Consider the following 18,906-nt stretch of genomic DNA (forward strand, 5'->3'; position numbering starts at 1 on the left):
CAAAGCCAGGGGTTAGTTAAGTGGGCAAGACTTTTTATGAAAAGTGCATGGCATACTTCTATTAATTTTGAGAAATGGTATACATAATTGTAAACTCAGGGAAGCAGCTTAATCCGCTATTTATGCCCCTTTCCCCTTAATTTTTCGTACTTTTGCTGTATGAAAAATATTCCACTTTACATAGATAATCAGCACTATCAAGGATCAGGACAAAGCTTTAAGAATTATAATCCTGCCACCGGAGAAGCTATTCACCAAGTAAGCGGAACATCTCCCGATGATTTTGAAAAGGCTATTGAATCCGCCAAGCGAGGTTTCAAAGTTTGGTCAGCCATGTCGCCTACTGAAAGGGGACGTATCTTGCACAAAGCTTCTCAAATTCTGAGGGAGCGTAATGACGAACTCGCACGTTTGGAAACGTTGGACGCGGGAAAACCTATTCGCGAAGCATTGGAAGTAGATGTGATTTCGGGAGCAGACTGCCTGGAATACTATGCCGGAATCGCTGCCAGCCTGCACGGGGATCATATTCAACTGGGTGGCGACTTTGCCTATACCCGCCGGGAGCCTTTGGGGATCTGTGCCGGAATCGGTGCCTGGAATTATCCTATCCAGATCGCCTGCTGGAAAGCTGCTCCGGCTCTGGCCTGCGGCAATGTGATGATCTTTAAGCCTGCCGAGCTTACGCCACTCACCGCCCTTAAGCTGGGAGAAATTTTTACCGAAGCAGGTCTGCCCGATGGGGTCTTTAATGTTATCCAGGGTGATGCGGTAGTGGGTCAGATGATGACCGGACATCCTGACATTGCCAAAGTATCCATTACCGGAGAGGTAGGCACCGGAAAAGCAGTGATGGCTGCTTCTGCTACCACATTAAAAAAGGTTACGCTGGAATTAGGGGGCAAGTCTCCCATCATTGTTTTTGATGATGCTGACCTGGATGAAGCGGTTTTTGGCGCAATGCTGGGCAACTTCTATACGCAGGGAGAGATTTGTAGCAACGGCACCCGGGTATTTGTGCATGAATCAGTGAAAAAAGCTTTTATGGAAAAGCTGATTCAGCATACTAAAGCCCTCAAAGTAGGTGACCCTTCCGATCCAGATACGCAGGTAGGCGCTTTGATCAGCAAAGATCATTTTGAAAAGGTGATGCAATATATCTCCCTGGGGCAGGAGCAGGGTGCTGAACTGGCATGCGGAGGAAAGCAGGTAGAAGTAAAAGGTTGTGAAGGCGGATATTTTGTAGAGCCCACCATCTTTGTGGCTCCTGAAGACAACTTACGCATCGTGGAAGAAGAAATCTTTGGTCCGGTGATGACAGTGCTAACCTTTAAGGAAGAGGAAGAGGTATTACAAAGAGCTAATAATACACCTTTTGGTTTGGCTGCCGGTGTGTTTACCAAAGATCTGAGGAAAGCCCACCGCATGGTGGCTGGCCTGGAAGCTGGCATGTGCTGGATCAATACTTTTAACATCAATCCGGTAGAAATTCCATTTGGTGGGTACAAGCAATCCGGTATTGGTCGGGAGAACGGTTTGGCAGCCATAGAACATTATACACAAATAAAAACAGTTTATGTGGCCATGGATAAAATGGTCAATCCATTCTGAAAATCTATTAAAAACGAATGAAATACGATTATATCATCGTGGGCGGAGGAACCGCCGGTGTGGTTACGGCTTACCGTCTTGCCGAAAAAAAAGCTGGGAAAGTGTTATTGATAGAAGCCGGAATCTCGGATGAAAAACGGGAAGATGTACTGCAACTGAAGCAGTGGTCTACCTTGCTGGAAGGTGACCTGGACTATGATTTTACTATTGCACCACAAAAACACGGCAATAGCAATATGCGTCACAGCCGAGCTAAAGTGATGGGAGGGTGCAGTTCGCATAACTCTGCCATTGCCTTCCAGGCTCCTGACTATGATTTTGAGGAGTGGACGAAGCTAGGTGTGGAAAACTGGACACCGCAGCAAGTTCGGCTATTCTATGACAAAGTACTGGAAAAGGTTAATCTGGAGAAGTCAGACTCCGAAAATGCCTGCGGCAAAGCCATGATTGAAGCCAGCGAACAATTTGGTATTCCTGCACAGGATTTTGAGCAGGGAAACTATCACCATAGTGCCGGATGGTTTTCGCTGAACAAAAAAGGAGGATTAAGACATTCCAGTTCGGTAGCTTATCTGCATCCTTATGATCAGATTCCCGAAGACCTGACCCTCATCACGGAAACCTTCGCTACCAAACTTCTTATGGATGAGCATAAAAAGGTTACAGGAGTAGAAACCAACAAAGGGACTTTTGAGGCAGAGAAAGAAGTAATCCTTTCCGGCGGTGCTTTTCATACCCCTCATCTGCTCATGCTTTCCGGCATAGGTCCGGCCGAGCATCTTAAGGAAATCGGCATTCCTGTGGTACAAAATCTTCCGGGAGTAGGAGAGCATCTGGTAGATCATCCCGAGGGGGTGATTATGTGGGAATCTGCTCAGCCAGTGCCAGAGGTTACCGCTCAGAAGTATGAGATTGGTATTTTTTGCAAGACCAAAAATGATCTTCCCATAGCCGACCTGATGTTTCATTTTGGCACCGAAGCTTTTGATATGCATACTGTGCCTGCCGGTTACCCAACCGCAGAGCAGGCCTTTTCACTTACTCCCAACGTCATGCAGGCCAAAAGTGAAGGTACAGTCAGGTTGCGTTCAGCCAATCCACAAGATGCACCTCTGATTGACCCTAAGTATTTCACTGACCCAGAGAGTTATGACATTCAGGTGATGATGGAAGGAATCAAAATTGCCCGTAAGATCGCTGAGCAGCCTGCACTAAAACCCTGGATCAAAAGCGAACTAGCTCCTGGGCCTGAGATACAGACTGATGATGAGATCAGAGAATATATTTACAAAACGCACAACACGGTCTATCATCCGGCTGGTACCTGTAAGATGGGTGCTGAAGAAGATGAAAGGGCGGTGACAGATTCTCGCCTGAAGGTGAAAGGAATTCAAAATTTGCGGATCGCGGATGCTTCCGTTTTTCCAACCATCACCAGCATCAATCCATGCATCACCTGTATGATGATAGGCGAACGCTGCGCTGACTTTATTCTTCAGGATAAATAATAAAAATAATTGCCTACCCCAGCTTACGTAGCACTTGGGGTGGGCTTATAAATATCATGTTTTCATATTTACAGATTCAGTTCAAGTGAGTTTATCTTGCACCTTCACTAATTGAAAAGCGTTATCTTTAGAAAAAAGCTTATGACAACTATCGCAGAAATTAAATCTACACTTCACCAGTATATTGTAGAAACCGATGATATAGAAGTTTTGAACCAATTGCGGGTTTATTTTGAGAATTTAACCCAACAACAAGCAAAAACAGTGGCCTATACAGCAGATGGAAAAGCGCTTTCACGAGAAGCTTACCGAAAAGATCTGGACGAGGCTATTGAACAGGCAGATCGTGGGGAAGTTATAAGCCAAAAGGCTATTGAGCAGGCAAAACCATGAACAAGAGAGAAGTAGTCTGGACACTTAAAGCCCAATTTGCTTTAGATCGCCACTACGCTTACTTGCATGACATATCACCACAACAGGCATGGAAAGTACGTCAGGAAATTATACGCATTACCAAGAGTTTATCAGAACAAGCAGAAATTTATCAGTTGGATGAATATTATCCTGAAAACCCAGGCAATATCAGACGCTTTTTCCGATGGAGCTACCGGATAGTTTATCAGGTTAGAGAACAGCAAGTAGTTATTTTGAATATATATCACACCAGCCAAGCCCCTGAAGAATAAAGTTGCAACCTTAAACTTTAGGTTACCCCAGCTTACGCAGAGCCTGGGGTGGGCATTGTTTCTGACTCAAACGGGAAACCAGCAAAATAGTAAGTAATCCGCTGACCATTGCTAAAGTACGGAAAGGAAAAAGCACTGTGCCATCTTCCAACGTCATAGGGAAGGGAATGATACCTGCCAGCCCTAAAGTGGGTTCGCCTCCTCCAAATCGTAAGAATACCGAGACAATAAGTCCGGCTATAGCGCCGTAACGATTGGCTTTTTTGTCAAAAAGGGCACAAACCAGTTGAGGAAATAAAATGCAGTAGACAAAGTCGCTGCACAAAAACCAGAGGGCGTAAACACTTTTCACCTGCAGGGCAATCAGCGTAGCCGATACCCCAATGATCCAGATTACCTTTTTGATCACTCGCGATAAAGTTTGTGAATCTACTTTGGGCCTCAGCAAGGTGCGGTAAAGGTTCCAGGAAGCCATAGAGGAAGCAGAAAGGATAGAAGAGTCTACCGACGACATGACAGCGGCGGCAATGGCTCCCAGCCCAATGGTAGCCACGATAGGGTTAGTCAGATATCGGACCACATAAGGTAGCGTAAGTGCAGCTTCTTCAGGAGGTGCTACCCCAAAAGCATTCCAATCCGCTACATTACCAATCACGCCAATCATGATGGCCGGAATGGCTGCCAGTAAACAAACAAAGCCTGCTATGATGGAAAGTCGCATGGCTACCTGCTCGTTCTTAGAAGCCAGTACCCTTTGAAAATATACCTGCCAGGGAATTCCCCCAAAGATCAGAAGCAGGGCAGAGTCGCACCAGTTCCAGTAATAATCTCCCCAGGCTTCATTTTTCCAGCCATCCAAAGGGGGCAGTAGATTGGCCAGAATACCTTTGTTTTCCTTATAAGTGCTCCAGGCATACTCCCAGCCACCTACTTTGTCCAGAGCAAAGGGGATGACCAGTGTCAGTCCAACCAGCAATAATATCATTTGGATGACGTCAGTAAAGGCCACAGCCCAAAGGCCTCCCAAGGCAGTGTAAGCAATGGCTATTGCTGCCGAAACAATGATGGAGGGAACAAAATCCATCCCCAAAACTGTCCCAAAAGTAGTGCCCAGCGCAGTAAGAATTGCTGATGTCCAGAACAGCTCACCAGAAATCGCTGGTAAGGAAAGTACCGCAGCTACTTTTTTACCAAAGCGCTGCTCCAATGGATCAACCATCGTCTTAAATTCGTAACGGCGCATCTTACGGGCAAAGAATAAGCCTCCGATAATGAGACTAAGCGCATATCCCCAGGGTGCCTGTACCCAGGCTATTCCTGATGAACTGGTGTACTCGGCAGTGCCGTTGATGTATCCGCCACCCACCCAGGTAGCACTCATGGTAAATACAGCTACGCCTAAAGGTATTGACCTGCCCGCCAGCATTACACTGTTTTCGTTCTCCTCTCCCTTCATGGAGGCTGCGTAAGTACCAATGTAAAAAATCACAGCGTAGAAAAACATCATGGCAATAAAACCCGGCCAGTAAACCGCCCTGCCCATCCAGTGCATGATAGCACCCAGCAGCAGCAGGATAATCATAATGGCAATGGAAGGAAGTAGTTTTTTGAATAGTGTAGATGACATCTTGTAGAAATGGACGATAGTTTGATTTGACAAAAGCCCTCAAATGGTTTGGGCTCATAAACTAGTACTAATCTGTGTGTAGAAAAAAGTAAAGGCCCAAAACTAGGCCTTCACAATTTTACCAGACTTAAAAAAAACCTTATTCCCAACCAAAAATCTGTTCCAGATTAGGGTTGAGTACCACATCAGACTGTGGGATAGGACGATAATAATATTTAGGAGCGACGAATGTACCACGGTCGGCCATGGTCTGAATGGTACCGGAGTTACCGTTTTCAAGGAAAACACCCACATCTTCACCAAAAGCTCCGGCACGATAGTAAACCAGCTGTTCACCCAGTTCATTTACCTCTTTATTTTCTGGAATAGATTCAGAAGCATCTATCAGGAAGATGTCATCTATGTCATCACCGGTAAGGTCATATTTGCCCAGAGAAGGAAAATAAATACCTTCAGGCTCATTTTCCAGTAATTCACCTGCTCCCCAACGCATCAGGTCATCAAAACGGAAGCCTTCCAGTGCCAGCTCAACTCTACGTTCACGACGAATTTCCAATAACACATCTTTCTGCTGTGAGGTGATGTTAGGATAGCGAGCAGCCTGCATATCATCAACCATAGGGTTGATGCTAAGGTCAGGCATTCCTACTCTTGCTCTCAGCAGGTTTACGGTCATATCCAGGTCAGCCTGGGTAAGTTCGCCTAGCTCAGCTTTGGCCTCCGCATATATTAGTAAGGGTTCAGCAAAACGGAGCACCGGATAATCTGCACTATTCTGTACTGTAATATCTGTATCGTTAATAAAACCTTTGATCTGGTGATAACCTGTAAAGCTCTTGGCTAACTCCTGCACATATACTCCGGCACCCTGCACATAAGTTGAGGTGTTTTCCAGCACCCATCCCGGATAGGCATAGGTCTGAGAAAGACGAGGGTCACGGTTCTGAAATTCTTCCACAAATAAGTTGGTCTCATAACCAGGCTGATCGGTATAGTACGAACCATCCGTCATCAGGTAAGCTTGTAAGAGATCTTTGGTCGGGCATACCTCATAGTTACCAAATGTATAGGCCCACCACCCGCTGTTGAGAGTTTCATTTTCAAAGGCACGCACCAAAATAACTTCAGAATTACCTCCCAGATTGGTGTTGTTAAATAGACTTGCATAATCATTTGTAGGGTTGCCTGTGTTATGTAGGGCAAAGCCTCCATTGTCAATGATGTCTTGTGCTATATCTCTGGCCAAAGTAATAAACTCATCTGCAGTGGCCTGCAGGTTGAGTTCAGGATGATACTTTCGGTAAGTTCCTTCGTACAATGCAAAACGGGCAAGGTAAGTTTTCACAACCCAGCTGTTTACAGCGCCTTCTAGAGATTCAGCATCCACATTCTCAGCGGCGAAGGTAAAGTCGTCCATAATGTTCTGTACTACCTCTACACGAGAATCTCTACCTTTGAGGAGCAGTTCTTCATCATTGGATTCAATCACCTGATCATACCAGGGTACATCAGAATAGCGCTTTATTTTGTCCACATAAAAGCGAGCACGGAAGAATCTACCCAAACCTTCAAAGTGATTCAGGCGACTTTCAGACAAATCTGCATTACCGAAATTTTCCAGAAAGTAGTTAATATCCCTGAGTCTGTCCCATTCCCAGCCACCGGCAATGGTAGTAGATGAAGGATCACCGATCATCATATTTTTGATTTCGGTAACCCCGGTAGTCACAGCATTATCCGTTGAACGGTCCTCAATCAGCTGACCATGCGCAGGAAAGTCATACAGGCCGTAAATGTAAAGGTCCAGATCTTCTTCAGTATTGAAGAAGTTTTCTTTGCCAATAGATGTTTCCGGTACCCTGTCCAGAAACTCGTCATTACATGCTGCCACCAGTAGCAAAAGGCTGGCCGCAAACATTGATTTATATAGCGTATTCATTATTGTTCTCATCTTTTTTAGAAGTTAACATTCAGTCCGACAGCAAACCTTCTCTGCACAGGATAGGCATACCCGCTTCCTACTTGTCTTGAATTTCCTTGAGAAGGATCGTAGTTGTTGTTATCATTGATCGCTTCAGGATCGTAATAATCCCGGAGTTCTGACCACTCAAATACATTCTCACCACTGATAAAAACTCTCAGGCGGCCAATACCTACTCTATCCATTAAGGTCTGAGGAAGTGTATAGCCTATGGTCAGATTTTTAAGTCTCAGGTAAGAGCCATTCAGCAGGTAACGGGTCTGAGGAATGGCTAACCCCTGAGCCTGGTCAATACGCTCTCCGAGATTACGGTCTGCCAGCCAGGCTTGTAATACGGGGTAGTAAGCATCCAGATTCTGATCGGCAAGCCCTGCTTCAATGTATGATTGTGAATGCTGAGCACGTTCTACATCGCTATCGGCGGTGCCACGGTAGAAGTCATTCAGGTGTGCATAACCACCGGCATAAGGCTGCTGGTAGAATCCCCAGTACAGGTAATCCTGAGGATAGTAGTCACGCTTGGCTACGCCCTGGAAGAAAGCACGTACATCAAAACCTTTCCATGACATGTTAAGGTCCAGTCCAAAGCGGTAGCGAGGGGAGATATTTCCGATCACGCTCAGGTCTTTGGGATCATCTACGGTAGTTCCTTTTTCAATAGCACCATTACCATCTTGATCTATGTATTTTGGCCAGCCGGGAACGATAGTAAGCGCTCCCCAGGGGACGATAGCCGTTTGATCCAATTGCTGTATTTCATCCTCCGATTCAAATAAGCCATCACTTTCCAGCCCCCAAATCTCTCCCAGGTCCATACCCTCATAGTATTGAGTAAGGTTGCGGTTAGGGTTATCAAAGTTGGTGATGGTGGCGCGGCTGTCTGATAATATAAACTTAGTATTGAAGCTTAATGGACTGCCTCCTACGTTGAAGTCGTTACGGTAGTTCAGCGCCAGTTCCCAACCATTGTTACGCAAGTCAGCAGCGTTTTCGGAAGGTTCCGCAGCACCCAGTACATCGGGAAGATCTCTACCCAGCGTGAGCATACCAATGGTGTTTCTTTCATAGATATCAAAATTGGCAGTAAGCCTGTCTCCAAAGAAGCCAAGATCAACACCAAAGTTAACCGTATTTACCTGTTCCCAGGTGTAGTTAGGTGATACCAGACCAGGAGAAGATATCTCCTGAGGACGATTTCCACCGATCAGATAATCAGACTGGTAAGCGGCCATCGTAGGGATATAACCATAATAATTAGAGCTGGAAACAGCCTGGTTACCCAAAGATCCATAAGATGCCCTAAGTTTGAAAGTGCTCATGACAGTGCTCAAAGGGTCAAAAAACTGTTCCTGGTCTATTCTCCAGGCGGCAGACGCTGATGGGAAGAAACCAAATCGCTTATCTTCAGGGAAACGAGAACTTCCGTCATAACGGCCGTTGAATTCCACAATGTAGCGGTCAAGTAAGATATAGTTCAGGCGATAGAAAGCTCCACGAATGGCCCAGTCACCTATGATTTCACTCACATTGGCATCACCGGTAGCCAATGCAATGGTGGGTAGAGAAGAGGAAATCACATTATTACGTTCAGCACTGAAAAATTCTGAACGGTAGTACTCCTGATTATAGCCGACAATAGCTGTAAAGTCATGGACCCCTACTTCTTTGTTGAATGTACCATAGACATTGAAAACGTTATAGTCTTCAAAACCGGCGCTGCGATGGGCAAAGTTCTGACCTTCTTCACGAACATCATCTGGTCCAAATCCTATGTTATACTTGTTCGTCTGGTAGTTGAAGTTTGTGCTTCCGCGACGATAGGTATAGTCCGCGTTTACTTTAAATAGATCATCCCAAAAAGATAGTTGAGCAGTAAAACGAGATTGCAGACTGTTGTATCTTTCGGAAGTAGATCCTCCATCCGACATACGGGCAGCTAGTCTGCCAGTAGCATTATTACCCCAGGTTCCATCAGGGTTTACATGCCAGTCGGTGGGCCAGAGGTTATAAATTTCCCAGAAAGATGAACCTCCTGCCCCTTGCTGTAGGGTATTGGCCAGCAAGCTACTGTTGACAATGGCTGAAGGTTGCTGGCGGGTAGTGTTAGTAAGAAAAGTGTTGTTGCCTAAAGTAAACCAATCGGTAACATCATAATCTACTTTACTTCGGAAGCTATAACGGTCAAAGTAGTCATCCGCAACTTTGATCACTCCATTCTGGCGGTTGTAGTTACCAGAGATAAAATAGCGGGCTTTTTCAGACATACCATCTACGGATACCGAGTGGTTTTGAGAAAAACTGCTTTCTGACATAAAGTAGTTACTCCAGTCACGGTTACCCATGTACTCCCATTGCTCGCTATTGGTTAAGTCTTGCCTTACCGGAGCAATAGAAGGATCCTCAGAACGCTGTTTGGCATAAAGATAAGTTTGATCGGTATAATTGTTATAATCCCAGGGAGTATTATCAGTGGCAGTTTCTGCCAACCTGAGGTAAATGTAGGGATCGGTGATTTTTTCAGGTACTATGGTAGGTCTGTCCCAGGAGAAATTATTGGAATAGCTTACGCTTACGCCTTCTTCATCGCCCATTTTGGTAGTGATTAAGATCACACCAAATGCAGCTCGGGCACCGTAGATTGCTGCAGCTGAGGCATCTTTAATCACCGAAATATTTTCAATATCCTGAGGAGAGATTCTGTTGAGTTCTACTGCATCAGAAGGTACTCCATCAATCAGAATCAAGGGGTTTCCGCCATTGATGGAGGTTAGTCCGCGAATGTTGATATTGGCAGCGGCACCAGGTTCTCCTGAAAGGAAATCAACGTTCAGGTTTGGGATAATACCTTGTAAACCCTGGGAAATGTTGGAGATAGGTCGGTTCTCAATCACCTCGGCATCAATCTGATCTACTGCACCGGAGAGGTTTACTTTTTTCTGGGTACCGTAGCCTACTACTACAACTTCATCCAGTTGTGCAGCGTCTTCAGACAGCTGTACATTCATCTGAGATTGGTTATTGACAGGTACTTCCTTGGTTTCATAACCTACAAAGCTGAAAATGAGCACATCATCTCCTGCAGCCTGTAAGTTGAAGTTTCCCTGTACGTCAGTTATTGTTCCCTGACCAGATCCTTTGATCAAGACATTGACCCCTGGCAGGGGGGAATCTTGCTCATCCAGCACTTTACCACTTACGGTTTGAGACTGGCTGAAAACGAAAGCCGGAAGCATGCACAGCAAAGCAGCAAATGCTGTTGCACAGGCAAGCTTCAGAAGCTTTTGTGATAGGTCGAATTGTTTCATTACGATTTTTTTTGGTGAATTGAAATCATTTCAAATGTAGGAGAGATTTACCGCAGTGTATATAAGGGATATTCAGAATGCCTGTAGATATCGTTAAGCCAAGGCTACAAATCTTCACGAATCAGAAACAAATCTTCACGAATCACATGTAACTAGTTGTTTTACAGTAATTTAAGTAGTATTTTATTTTTCGGTTAAATCATAGTTTCGCTGCTTAACTTTTGCATAACACGGTCTACATGTATTAATCCGGAATTATAAGTACCTTTGTGCTTGCATATGATCAGAATATCGTCAGCCTTATTTGTTTTATTTTTCACAAGCTGCCTCCTAACCACTACACTCTTTGCCCAGAAATTATCATTTGAAGCGTTTACCGCTGAAGATGGGCTTTCCAAAAACTATATAGGCAGCATTGCGCAGGATCGCTATGGTTTTATGTGGATGGGCAGCAGCCAGGGACTCAACCGTTACGACGGTTACCGCTTTCACACCTATTACCATCAGCCCTCCGATAGCAATAGTCTTTCTCATAGTGAGATCAATACAGTTTTTACTGATAGTAATGGGGAGCTATGGATAGGTACAGCACTCGGTCTCAATCGTTATGATGCCAGACTTGATGCTTTTGAGCGATTTGAAGCGCTGGCTGATCGGCAGATATTTACGATTTATGAAGACATACATGGTGTACTATGGGTGGGTACGGACCGCGGAGTCTTCGTTTACCGGAAGCAATCATTTCAATTTTTAGCATCTACTGAGGATTATCATATCAGGGAGATACTGGCGCTGAAAGACGGAAAATTTCTTCTTGCTACTGATACGGGTCTGTTTACTTCCTCAGAGGATGCGGCTGACATTCACAAGGTGCCTGCAATGGAAGGGGTAGAGTATATCTCTGACTTACTGTTTTTTCAGGATAAACTCTGGGTTGCTACCCGTGAGGAAGGCATCTACACCCTTGATGCTGAAAATCTGTCACTCTACTCACATTTCGCTCATGTGCCCGAGAATCCGCAAAGTCTGAATGCCAATGATGTACTGTGTATGCTCAGTACTTCTGATGGACATCTTTGGGTAGGCACTGATCTGGGAGGTTTGCATCTGCTGGATTCTGCGGCTACGGGCTTTATCCACTATACCAGTGATAGCAGAGCCGAAAACAGCCTGAGCAGTAACAATATACTTGCCCTGTTTGAAGACAAAGATCAGAACCTGTGGATAGGGACCAACTATGGAGGGCTAAATTTTTCGGCCAAAGATGAGTTTTTCCATTATTACAAAAGTAATCCCTATCACTATCGCAGCAGCTCAGTACATGCCATACTTCAGGATAGCCAGGAGCAACTTTGGGTAGGTAGTGGTGGTAATGGGCTGACGGTGATGTCACAGGATGGTAAACTTATCGCTACCTACAGCAGAGAGGCCGAAGACAGAAAGTATCGTTTGGAAGGTAATACCATACAGACTCTTGCAGAAGATCATCAGGGGCGAATCTGGGTAGGGACGTACGAACACGGGATTAATGTTATTGAGGCGGGTAAAGGTGTAATCAAAACTTTCAGAGCAGGAGCAAAGGGGCTACAACATGATGATGTAAGAAAGATTCTGATAGACAAGAATAAACGTATTTGGGTGGCTACCAAGGGAGGAGGACTGCATCTTTACAGCCCTGCTCAGGATGAAATCCTGCCAGTCAACTTGCATGGAAAAGATAGGAAGCGCACCAATATGCTGATTTGGTTATACGAAGGGCAGGATGGAAAGCTGTGGATTGGTAATTACGAAGGAAACACTTATTACTTGACTCCTGGGAAAAATAGACAAGAGTATCAGCTTCAGGCAGCCCCCTGGACAGCTTTACCCTCTTTCGTTACTGCATTGCAGGAAGATCATCATGGAAATTTCTGGATTGGTACCTGGGAAGATGGGATTTATTACTGGAATACTCAAAAAAGTCAGCTCAAACATTATGAGCAGCAAAAAGGCTTAAAAGACAATAAAATACGCGCTATTTTAGTTAGAGGTGCAGATCATCTTTGGGTAAGTACAAGCAGTGGGTTAGCACGATACCAAACTGAGAGCGATACGTTCAAATGGTTTGACAGTGGTTCATCCCTTCGCTATACGGACTTTCTGTTTGGCGCCTCTTTTCAGTCTGCAGATGGCACTTTTTTCTTTGGCAGTGGGCAGGGTCTTTATGCATTCCAGGCTGAGCATAATTTTGAAAAAGCCCACACACACTCCATCTACCTGAATGGTTTGAAAGTAATGGGAAAAAAGGTTGAAGCAGGTACTAATTTGCTTCCGCAGCATATCGCATTAGCTGATTCTATAAACCTTTCCCACGCACATTCTGTGTTTACTATTGATTTTGTTGCCTCACAGTACCCAAGAGCCGGGCAGCAGCAGTACGCAGTAAAACTGGAAGGTTTTGAGGATGATTGGCGTAACATAGGCAGCGAAACTTCAGCCACATACACCAATATCAAACCGGGAGAGTATCTCTTTCGGGTAAAAGTACTGGAAGAAAATATCTCACCCGATAAGCAGGAAGCTTCAGTAAAAATCATCGTTCACCCTCCTTTCTGGCAGACGCCTTTCGCCTTTTTTCTTTACTGTCTGGCGCTGCTCATTATTGTTTATCTGGCCAGAAGGTTCACCATTGCCCGTATTCAGCTTAAGAATGATCTGATTCAGGAGAGAAAGGAACGGGAAAAAGAGGAGGAAATCCACCAGATGAAGCTCAACTTTTTTACCGGGCTTTCCCATGAGTTTCGTACTCCTTTGATGCTGATTCTCAATCCTCTAGAAAAACTGCTAAAAGGGAAGAAAGAAGAAGTATTGCAACTGGATAAAAAAGAAGCGGTGATGATGGAAAGGAACGCGCAGCGCCTGCTCAGACTGATCAATCAACTGCTCACTTTCCGCAAACTGGAAACTTCACATGATGAACTCCACCTGGCGGCACATGAGGTAGAACCTTTTATTAAGCATGTATTTCAATATTTTGAAGATCTGGCGGACAGAGAGCGTATTGATTTTCATTATGAAATTAGAGATGAGCTTCCTCAGATCTATTTTGACCTTGAAAAGATGGAAACCGTGCTCTATAACCTGCTTTCTAATGCTTTCAAATTTACCCCTCCCCATGGTAGTATTCGTGTTTCTGTTGATACGGACCAGACTGCTCCCGGCGAAGAAGGGTATCTGTTAATCAAAGTGGAAGATAATGGCATCGGTATTCCCCAACACCTCCAGCAGTACGTATTTGACCGTTATTATCAGGTAGATGAGCACCATATGAATGGAAATAGTGGTACCGGAATTGGTTTGGCCCTGGTGAAAAAAATCGTAGAAATGCATAAGGGAGCAGTGAGCGTACAAAGTAAGCAGGGAAAGGGTAGCTGCTTTTCGGTAAGCTTGCCAATCTCCCAAGAGGTTGAAGCTTTCACCGATATCCAGCCTGAAGTATTTGGAGAAGAAAATATGCCATTGCTGCCTGTTGCAACTGTTTTCCACAATGAAAATGATGCAGCTACATCAGAAGAAGATAGAAGGCACGCCTCTATTTTGTTGGTTGATGACAATGATGAAGTGAGGTCATATCTGAAGTCAATTTTCTCTCACAGTTTTCACATACTGGAAGCCCGTAACGGAAAAGAAGCATTGCATTTGCTTTCAGACCATAAGCTCGCCCTGATTATTTCTGATGTGATGATGCCCGAAATGGATGGGATTTCTTTCTGTAAAAAAGTAAAATCCAATCTGGATACACATCATATTCCGCTGATACTGCTTACTGCCCGCAGTGGTGAAGAGAGTATGCTGCAGGCACTCCGCGCTGGCGCAGATGATTACCTGGAGAAACCGATTCAACTGGAAGCACTTCAGTTGAAAGTAAAAAATACACTTGCTTACCGGGAAGAGCTTCGGAAAGAGTTGAGTAGAGACCTGATTCCTGATCCGCAGATTGAAGCTCATCAGACGGCTGATCAGGAGTTTTTGGAGGCTGCAATGAAGGTGGTAGAGCAGAATATTGAAAATACAGAGTTTAGTGTGGAAGAATTTGCCGCTACTATGGGAGTGAGCAAAACACATCTCTACAAAAAACTAAAAGGCCTTACCGGTTTATCAGCCAATGAGTTTACCCGTAGTGTCCGTCTGAAAAAAGCTGCCTCATTACTGGAACAGGAACGTTGGAGTGTATCAGAAGTGGCCTATATGGTCGGCTTCAATAATCCCAATTACTTCTCTAAGTGTTTTATCCGTGAGTATGGCATATCTCCCTCCAAGTTTGAAGCCCACCAGCAGAAATTGGAAGATGAATAAAGTATAAATTTAGCTTTGAAGAATGTGAAAAATCTTAGCTAAAATGATTTATACCATTATTTTGAAGATTCATTTCCTTAGCACTTTAATTAAACTCATAATATGCCGGGGATTGAAACGGACAAATTTTATGATCAGACAAAAGGACAGAGGGAAAAATTCAGAGAAGAAAACACTACGTAAAGCATTTATTTTAGAGGTCTTTTTTTACCTGATGATTGTCTTATTTTTTGTGCTTTCCTTCTATTTTCTTTTGTGAGTCAAAAGAGCGTTCAATCACATCTGTTTAATTATTTATTAACTTATTTAGCTTAGTTAGATCAATGCGTATCAAATTCGTACTACTGATTTCATATGTTTTTTTTGCTTGTAGCCTTTATGCACAAACTCCTGAAAAGAAAGCACTATTTATCATCGTTGATGGTATTTCTGCTGATGTCATAGAAAAAATCAACACGCCTAAGCTGGACGAAATTGCAAAAGCTGGTGGTTACACTCATGCCTATGTGGGCGGTGAAAAAGGTGCTTATTCAGAAACACCAACCATTTCCGCCGTAGGCTATAACAGCTTGCTCACTGGTACCTGGGTGAACAAACACAATGTGTGGGGTAATAGCATTAAAAATCCTAATTATCAGTACTGGACCTTATTTCGCTTTCTGGAAGAACAGTACCCTGAAAAAGAAACCGCTATTTTCTCTACCTGGCTGGATAACCGGACCAAATTGGTAGGAGAAGGATTGGAGGCAACAGGAAGTGTACAATTGGACTATGCCTTTGATGGTTTTGAGCATGATACCGTACAGTTCCCTCACGGCAATGACAGAAAATACATTCACCTGATTGATGAGCATGTCACAGATGAGGCAGCCAGCTATGTCAAAGTAGAGGGGCCTGATTTATCCTGGGTATATCTGGAGTACACGGATGACATGGGTCATCAGTTTGGTGACAGTCAGCAGATGTATGACGCGGTGGAAGTAGCCGACGACCAGATCGGAAGAATCTGGGATGCTATTCAGTATCGTGAGGAGAACTATGATGAAGACTGGCTGATCGTGATCACTACCGATCATGGACGGGATGAGGAGACTGGCAAACATCACGGTGGACAATCAGACAGGGAGCGTTCTACCTGGATTACGACCAATGCCAAAGATCTCAATACGTATTTTGAAAATGAAGTTCCGGGAGTGGTTTCTATTTTCCCAACCATTGCCCGTCATATGAACCTGGATATTCCCAGAGAGCAGGAGATGGAAATTGATGGCGTACCTCTGATTGGAGAAGTTTCACTGGCTAATCCGAGCGCTAAGCTGATGAATAACCAAATTGAACTAGAATGGGACGCTATGGAGAAAAAGGGAAATGTAAAAGTCTGGCTCAGTACCACCAACCACTTCAAAGAAGGAGGAGAAGATGAATATACTTTGATAGGAGAGGTGCCGCTAAAAAAAGAAAAATACAACTTTGAGGTAAGCGATAAGCCTTCTTCTTTCTATAAAATCGTGCTGGAAGGACCGCATAATTTTGTCAATAAGTGGATAGTGCTAGAAGAAGAACCCTAAAAAAGTAATAAGAGTAGAACGGCTATTCAAACTGTTCTACTCTTACAATCGTATAGCCTTACTGCTGGGATACGATAAACGACTCCCAGGACTCTAATTGATGGCCTTTGAGTACGCGGGGAAACTTATGTTGCCCTCCTACTTTACCCTGTATTTTCATCCAGTTCAGGAATACATCGTGAGGCAGAATGGTGACTTTCACTTCCCTAAGAGCAGCACTTCTTTCGGTTTTGTAATCGTCATTGAGGTATTTCAGATAATCGTCCAGCTTATGTTTTACCTCTGTTTCACTCACCTCTTTATCAATCGCCAGGTACCAGTGGTGTGCAAAAAGATTGTCATGCTTTACACCAGCTACCGTGTATTCATTGATTTCTGCGTTCAGTTCTTCCGATAGCATCTGTATAGCACGGTTCATATTGTCTACAGACAAATGCTCACCGCATAGACTCAGAAAATGCTTGGTACGTCCGGTAATCACAATTTGTGTATCCTGTACATCGGTAAACTTGATCACATCACCAATCAGGTAGCGCCACGCACCGGCACAGGTGCTAAGCAGCAGTGCATATTCTTTTCCTTCTTCCACCTGATGGATCATCAGGGTTTCAGGATGGGTTACCATCTCGCCATCGGCTGTAAAATTACGTTCGTTGAAGGGAACAAACTCAAAGAAAATCCCGCTCTTGAGCATCATTTCCATAGACTTGACATGAGGCTTGCTTTGGAAAGCGATAAATCCTTCGGAAGCCAGATAAGTTTCTATGTAGATCAAAGGTTTGGCAGTAAGTCGCTCAAAACTTTTCAGATAAGGAGTGAGCGAAACCCCTCCGTGGATGAAGATGCTCAGGTTAGGCCAGATATCATGGATAGTTTTCAGTCCGTAATGAGCAATGATTTTTTCAAGCAGCATCTGTAGCCAAGCAGGTACCCCTACAATGACCCCAATGTCCCACTTGTGGGCATTGAGCATAATCTCGTCCAGCTTTTTATTCCAGTCTCTCTCCCGTGAGATTTTATGCCCTGGCTTATAAAAGCTATAGAACCAGTAGGGCATACGTTTGCAGGTGATGCCGCTCAGGTCACCCTCATAACTGTACTTATTTCTATTTAGCGCGGTGCTGCCGCCCAGCATAAGTATTCCTTTCTGAAAGAGGCTTTCCGGTAAGTCATACTGATTGAGTGAAAGAATCTGACGGACGCTTACTTTGTTGATGGCCTTCAGCATGTCAGAGGTGATAGGAATATATTTGGAGGCAGCTTCGGAAGTACCCGAACTAAGGGCAAAATACTTAACACGCTCCGGCCAGCTGACATTTTTTTCTCCCTCACGACTCAGATGCCACCACTCTCTGTGCATCTTGTTATAATCATGCACGGGAACAGCTTGCTTATAAGCAGTATAAAATGCTTCCGAATCTAAAGAGTGAAAGTGGGAAAGCAATTCTTCAAAATGGTAATGCTTACCAAATTGGGTATGACGTGCAGTAAACAAAAGGTGGCGAAGCTGCTCTTTTTGCAGGTTAAAGGGAGCCTTGTAGGGATGTTCTACAGCCTGACGTAATTGTAGCCCTTTTTTTACCAGTTTTCCTAATATGGGCATGGGTCTTAAGTTGTTTGTAATATTAACTTACACAATTTTGAGACCGATATAAATAGTTATTTGTTATTAATTCATTAACAATTTTATGTTTAAATGGGGCTAATTCTGAAGATTAGCCTTATGAGCAGTTAATAGAGGGGTAATTTTTGGGAATCTTAAAAAATAGAATAAATTCACAGATATATCTTTTCCTGATTATTCGTGAAAAAATATTGAAACCTAAAAAGTGATAATGGCGTTAGCGAAGTATCAAATCAATCCATGATCAGAAAGTTTATTCATATAACTCTCAGCATGATATTGCTGCTCTCCACGACCGGAGTTGCTATCAGTAAGCATTACTGTGGGGGTGAACTGTCGGCTGTGGAAGTGGGGCATGAAAAAATGCACTGCTGCCAGCCGGACTGCGATCAGCCGGATGATATGCCCGATAACTGCTGTCAGGATGAGCATCTTACCTTCCTGCTTGATCAGGATTTTCAGCTTTCTGCTTTTCAGTTTGATTGCCATGTATTGGCATTAACAGCTCTTTTGCCTTATCTGGATTTATCCGCACTTTTTGTGGAGCAGGAGGCATATGAAACTGAGTTTAAACCTTATCTTTCTCCACCCATTGCGCAAGACATTCCCGTATTGCTGCAATCCTTTCTGATTTAGACCATTTCCGAATCCATTTTATTAC

General features: G+C 44.1%; 11 protein-coding genes. 7 read left to right on the forward strand and 4 right to left on the reverse strand.

Annotation, left to right across the window (positions count from 1 at the left end; translation table 11 throughout):
* Positions 1-159 precede the first annotated feature (159 nt).
* The 4 genes from betB (at position 160) to WJR50_RS17410 (ending at position 3,805) form a co-directional block, all read left to right on the forward strand.
* Positions 160-1,611, forward strand: coding sequence for a betaine-aldehyde dehydrogenase (betB, locus tag WJR50_RS17395; RefSeq protein ID WP_341294578.1), 1,452 nt, complete (start codon positions 160-162; stop codon positions 1,609-1,611).
* Between the two features lie 17 nt (positions 1,612-1,628).
* Positions 1,629-3,119: a GMC family oxidoreductase gene (locus WJR50_RS17400; protein WP_341294579.1), complete on the forward strand. Its 1,491-nt coding sequence runs from the start codon at positions 1,629-1,631 to the stop codon at positions 3,117-3,119.
* A 141-nt stretch (positions 3,120-3,260) separates the two neighbouring features.
* A complete protein-coding gene (locus WJR50_RS17405; RefSeq protein WP_341294580.1) occupies positions 3,261-3,512 on the forward strand; it encodes a hypothetical protein in 252 nt (83 codons plus the stop codon).
* The gene (locus WJR50_RS17410; protein ID WP_341294581.1) at positions 3,509-3,805 is read left to right on the forward strand and encodes a type II toxin-antitoxin system RelE/ParE family toxin; all 297 of its coding nucleotides are present in this window, start codon (positions 3,509-3,511) and stop codon (positions 3,803-3,805) included. Before WJR50_RS17405 ends, WJR50_RS17410 begins: the two co-directional genes overlap by 4 nt.
* Positions 3,806-3,827: 22 nt before the next feature.
* Here the strand turns inward: WJR50_RS17410 and WJR50_RS17415 are convergent, their stop codons facing one another.
* The 3 genes from WJR50_RS17415 to WJR50_RS17425 form a co-directional block, all read right to left on the reverse strand.
* Positions 3,828-5,465: a high affinity choline transporter 1 gene (locus tag WJR50_RS17415; RefSeq protein WP_341294582.1), complete on the reverse strand. Its 1,638-nt coding sequence runs from the start codon at positions 5,463-5,465 to the stop codon at positions 3,828-3,830.
* 106 nt (positions 5,466-5,571) lie between these two features.
* Complete coding sequence (locus WJR50_RS17420) at positions 5,572-7,383, reverse strand: RagB/SusD family nutrient uptake outer membrane protein (RefSeq protein ID WP_341294583.1); 1,812 nt, start codon at positions 7,381-7,383, stop codon at positions 5,572-5,574.
* A 5-nt stretch (positions 7,384-7,388) separates the two neighbouring features.
* The gene (locus WJR50_RS17425; RefSeq protein WP_341294584.1) at positions 7,389-10,718 is read right to left on the reverse strand and encodes a SusC/RagA family TonB-linked outer membrane protein; all 3,330 of its coding nucleotides are present in this window, start codon (positions 10,716-10,718) and stop codon (positions 7,389-7,391) included.
* A gap of 279 nt (positions 10,719-10,997) precedes the next feature.
* Between WJR50_RS17425 and WJR50_RS17430 the strand changes: the two genes are divergently transcribed.
* On the forward strand, positions 10,998-15,053 hold the full coding sequence (locus WJR50_RS17430) for a two-component regulator propeller domain-containing protein (protein ID WP_341294585.1): 4,056 nt from the start codon (positions 10,998-11,000) through the stop codon (positions 15,051-15,053).
* A gap of 323 nt (positions 15,054-15,376) precedes the next feature.
* Positions 15,377-16,621 carry an alkaline phosphatase family protein gene (locus tag WJR50_RS17435; RefSeq protein ID WP_341294586.1) on the forward strand — a complete coding sequence of 415 codons (1,245 nt, stop codon included), beginning with the start codon at positions 15,377-15,379 and terminating at the stop codon, positions 16,619-16,621.
* 58 nt (positions 16,622-16,679) lie between these two features.
* Here the strand turns inward: WJR50_RS17435 and WJR50_RS17440 are convergent, their stop codons facing one another.
* Positions 16,680-18,224, reverse strand: a complete 1,545-nt coding sequence (locus WJR50_RS17440) for a GH3 family acyl-acid amido synthetase (RefSeq protein WP_341294587.1) — start codon at positions 18,222-18,224, stop codon at positions 16,680-16,682.
* A gap of 261 nt (positions 18,225-18,485) precedes the next feature.
* Between WJR50_RS17440 and WJR50_RS17445 the strand changes: the two genes are divergently transcribed.
* Entirely contained in the window at positions 18,486-18,881 is a 396-nt protein-coding gene (locus tag WJR50_RS17445) for an HYC_CC_PP family protein (RefSeq protein WP_341294588.1), read from the forward strand.
* The last annotated feature ends 25 nt before the right edge of the window (positions 18,882-18,906 follow it).

The sequence above is a fragment of the Catalinimonas locisalis genome, from assembly GCF_038039535.1.
Taxonomy (GTDB): domain Bacteria; phylum Bacteroidota; class Bacteroidia; order Cytophagales; family Cyclobacteriaceae; genus Catalinimonas.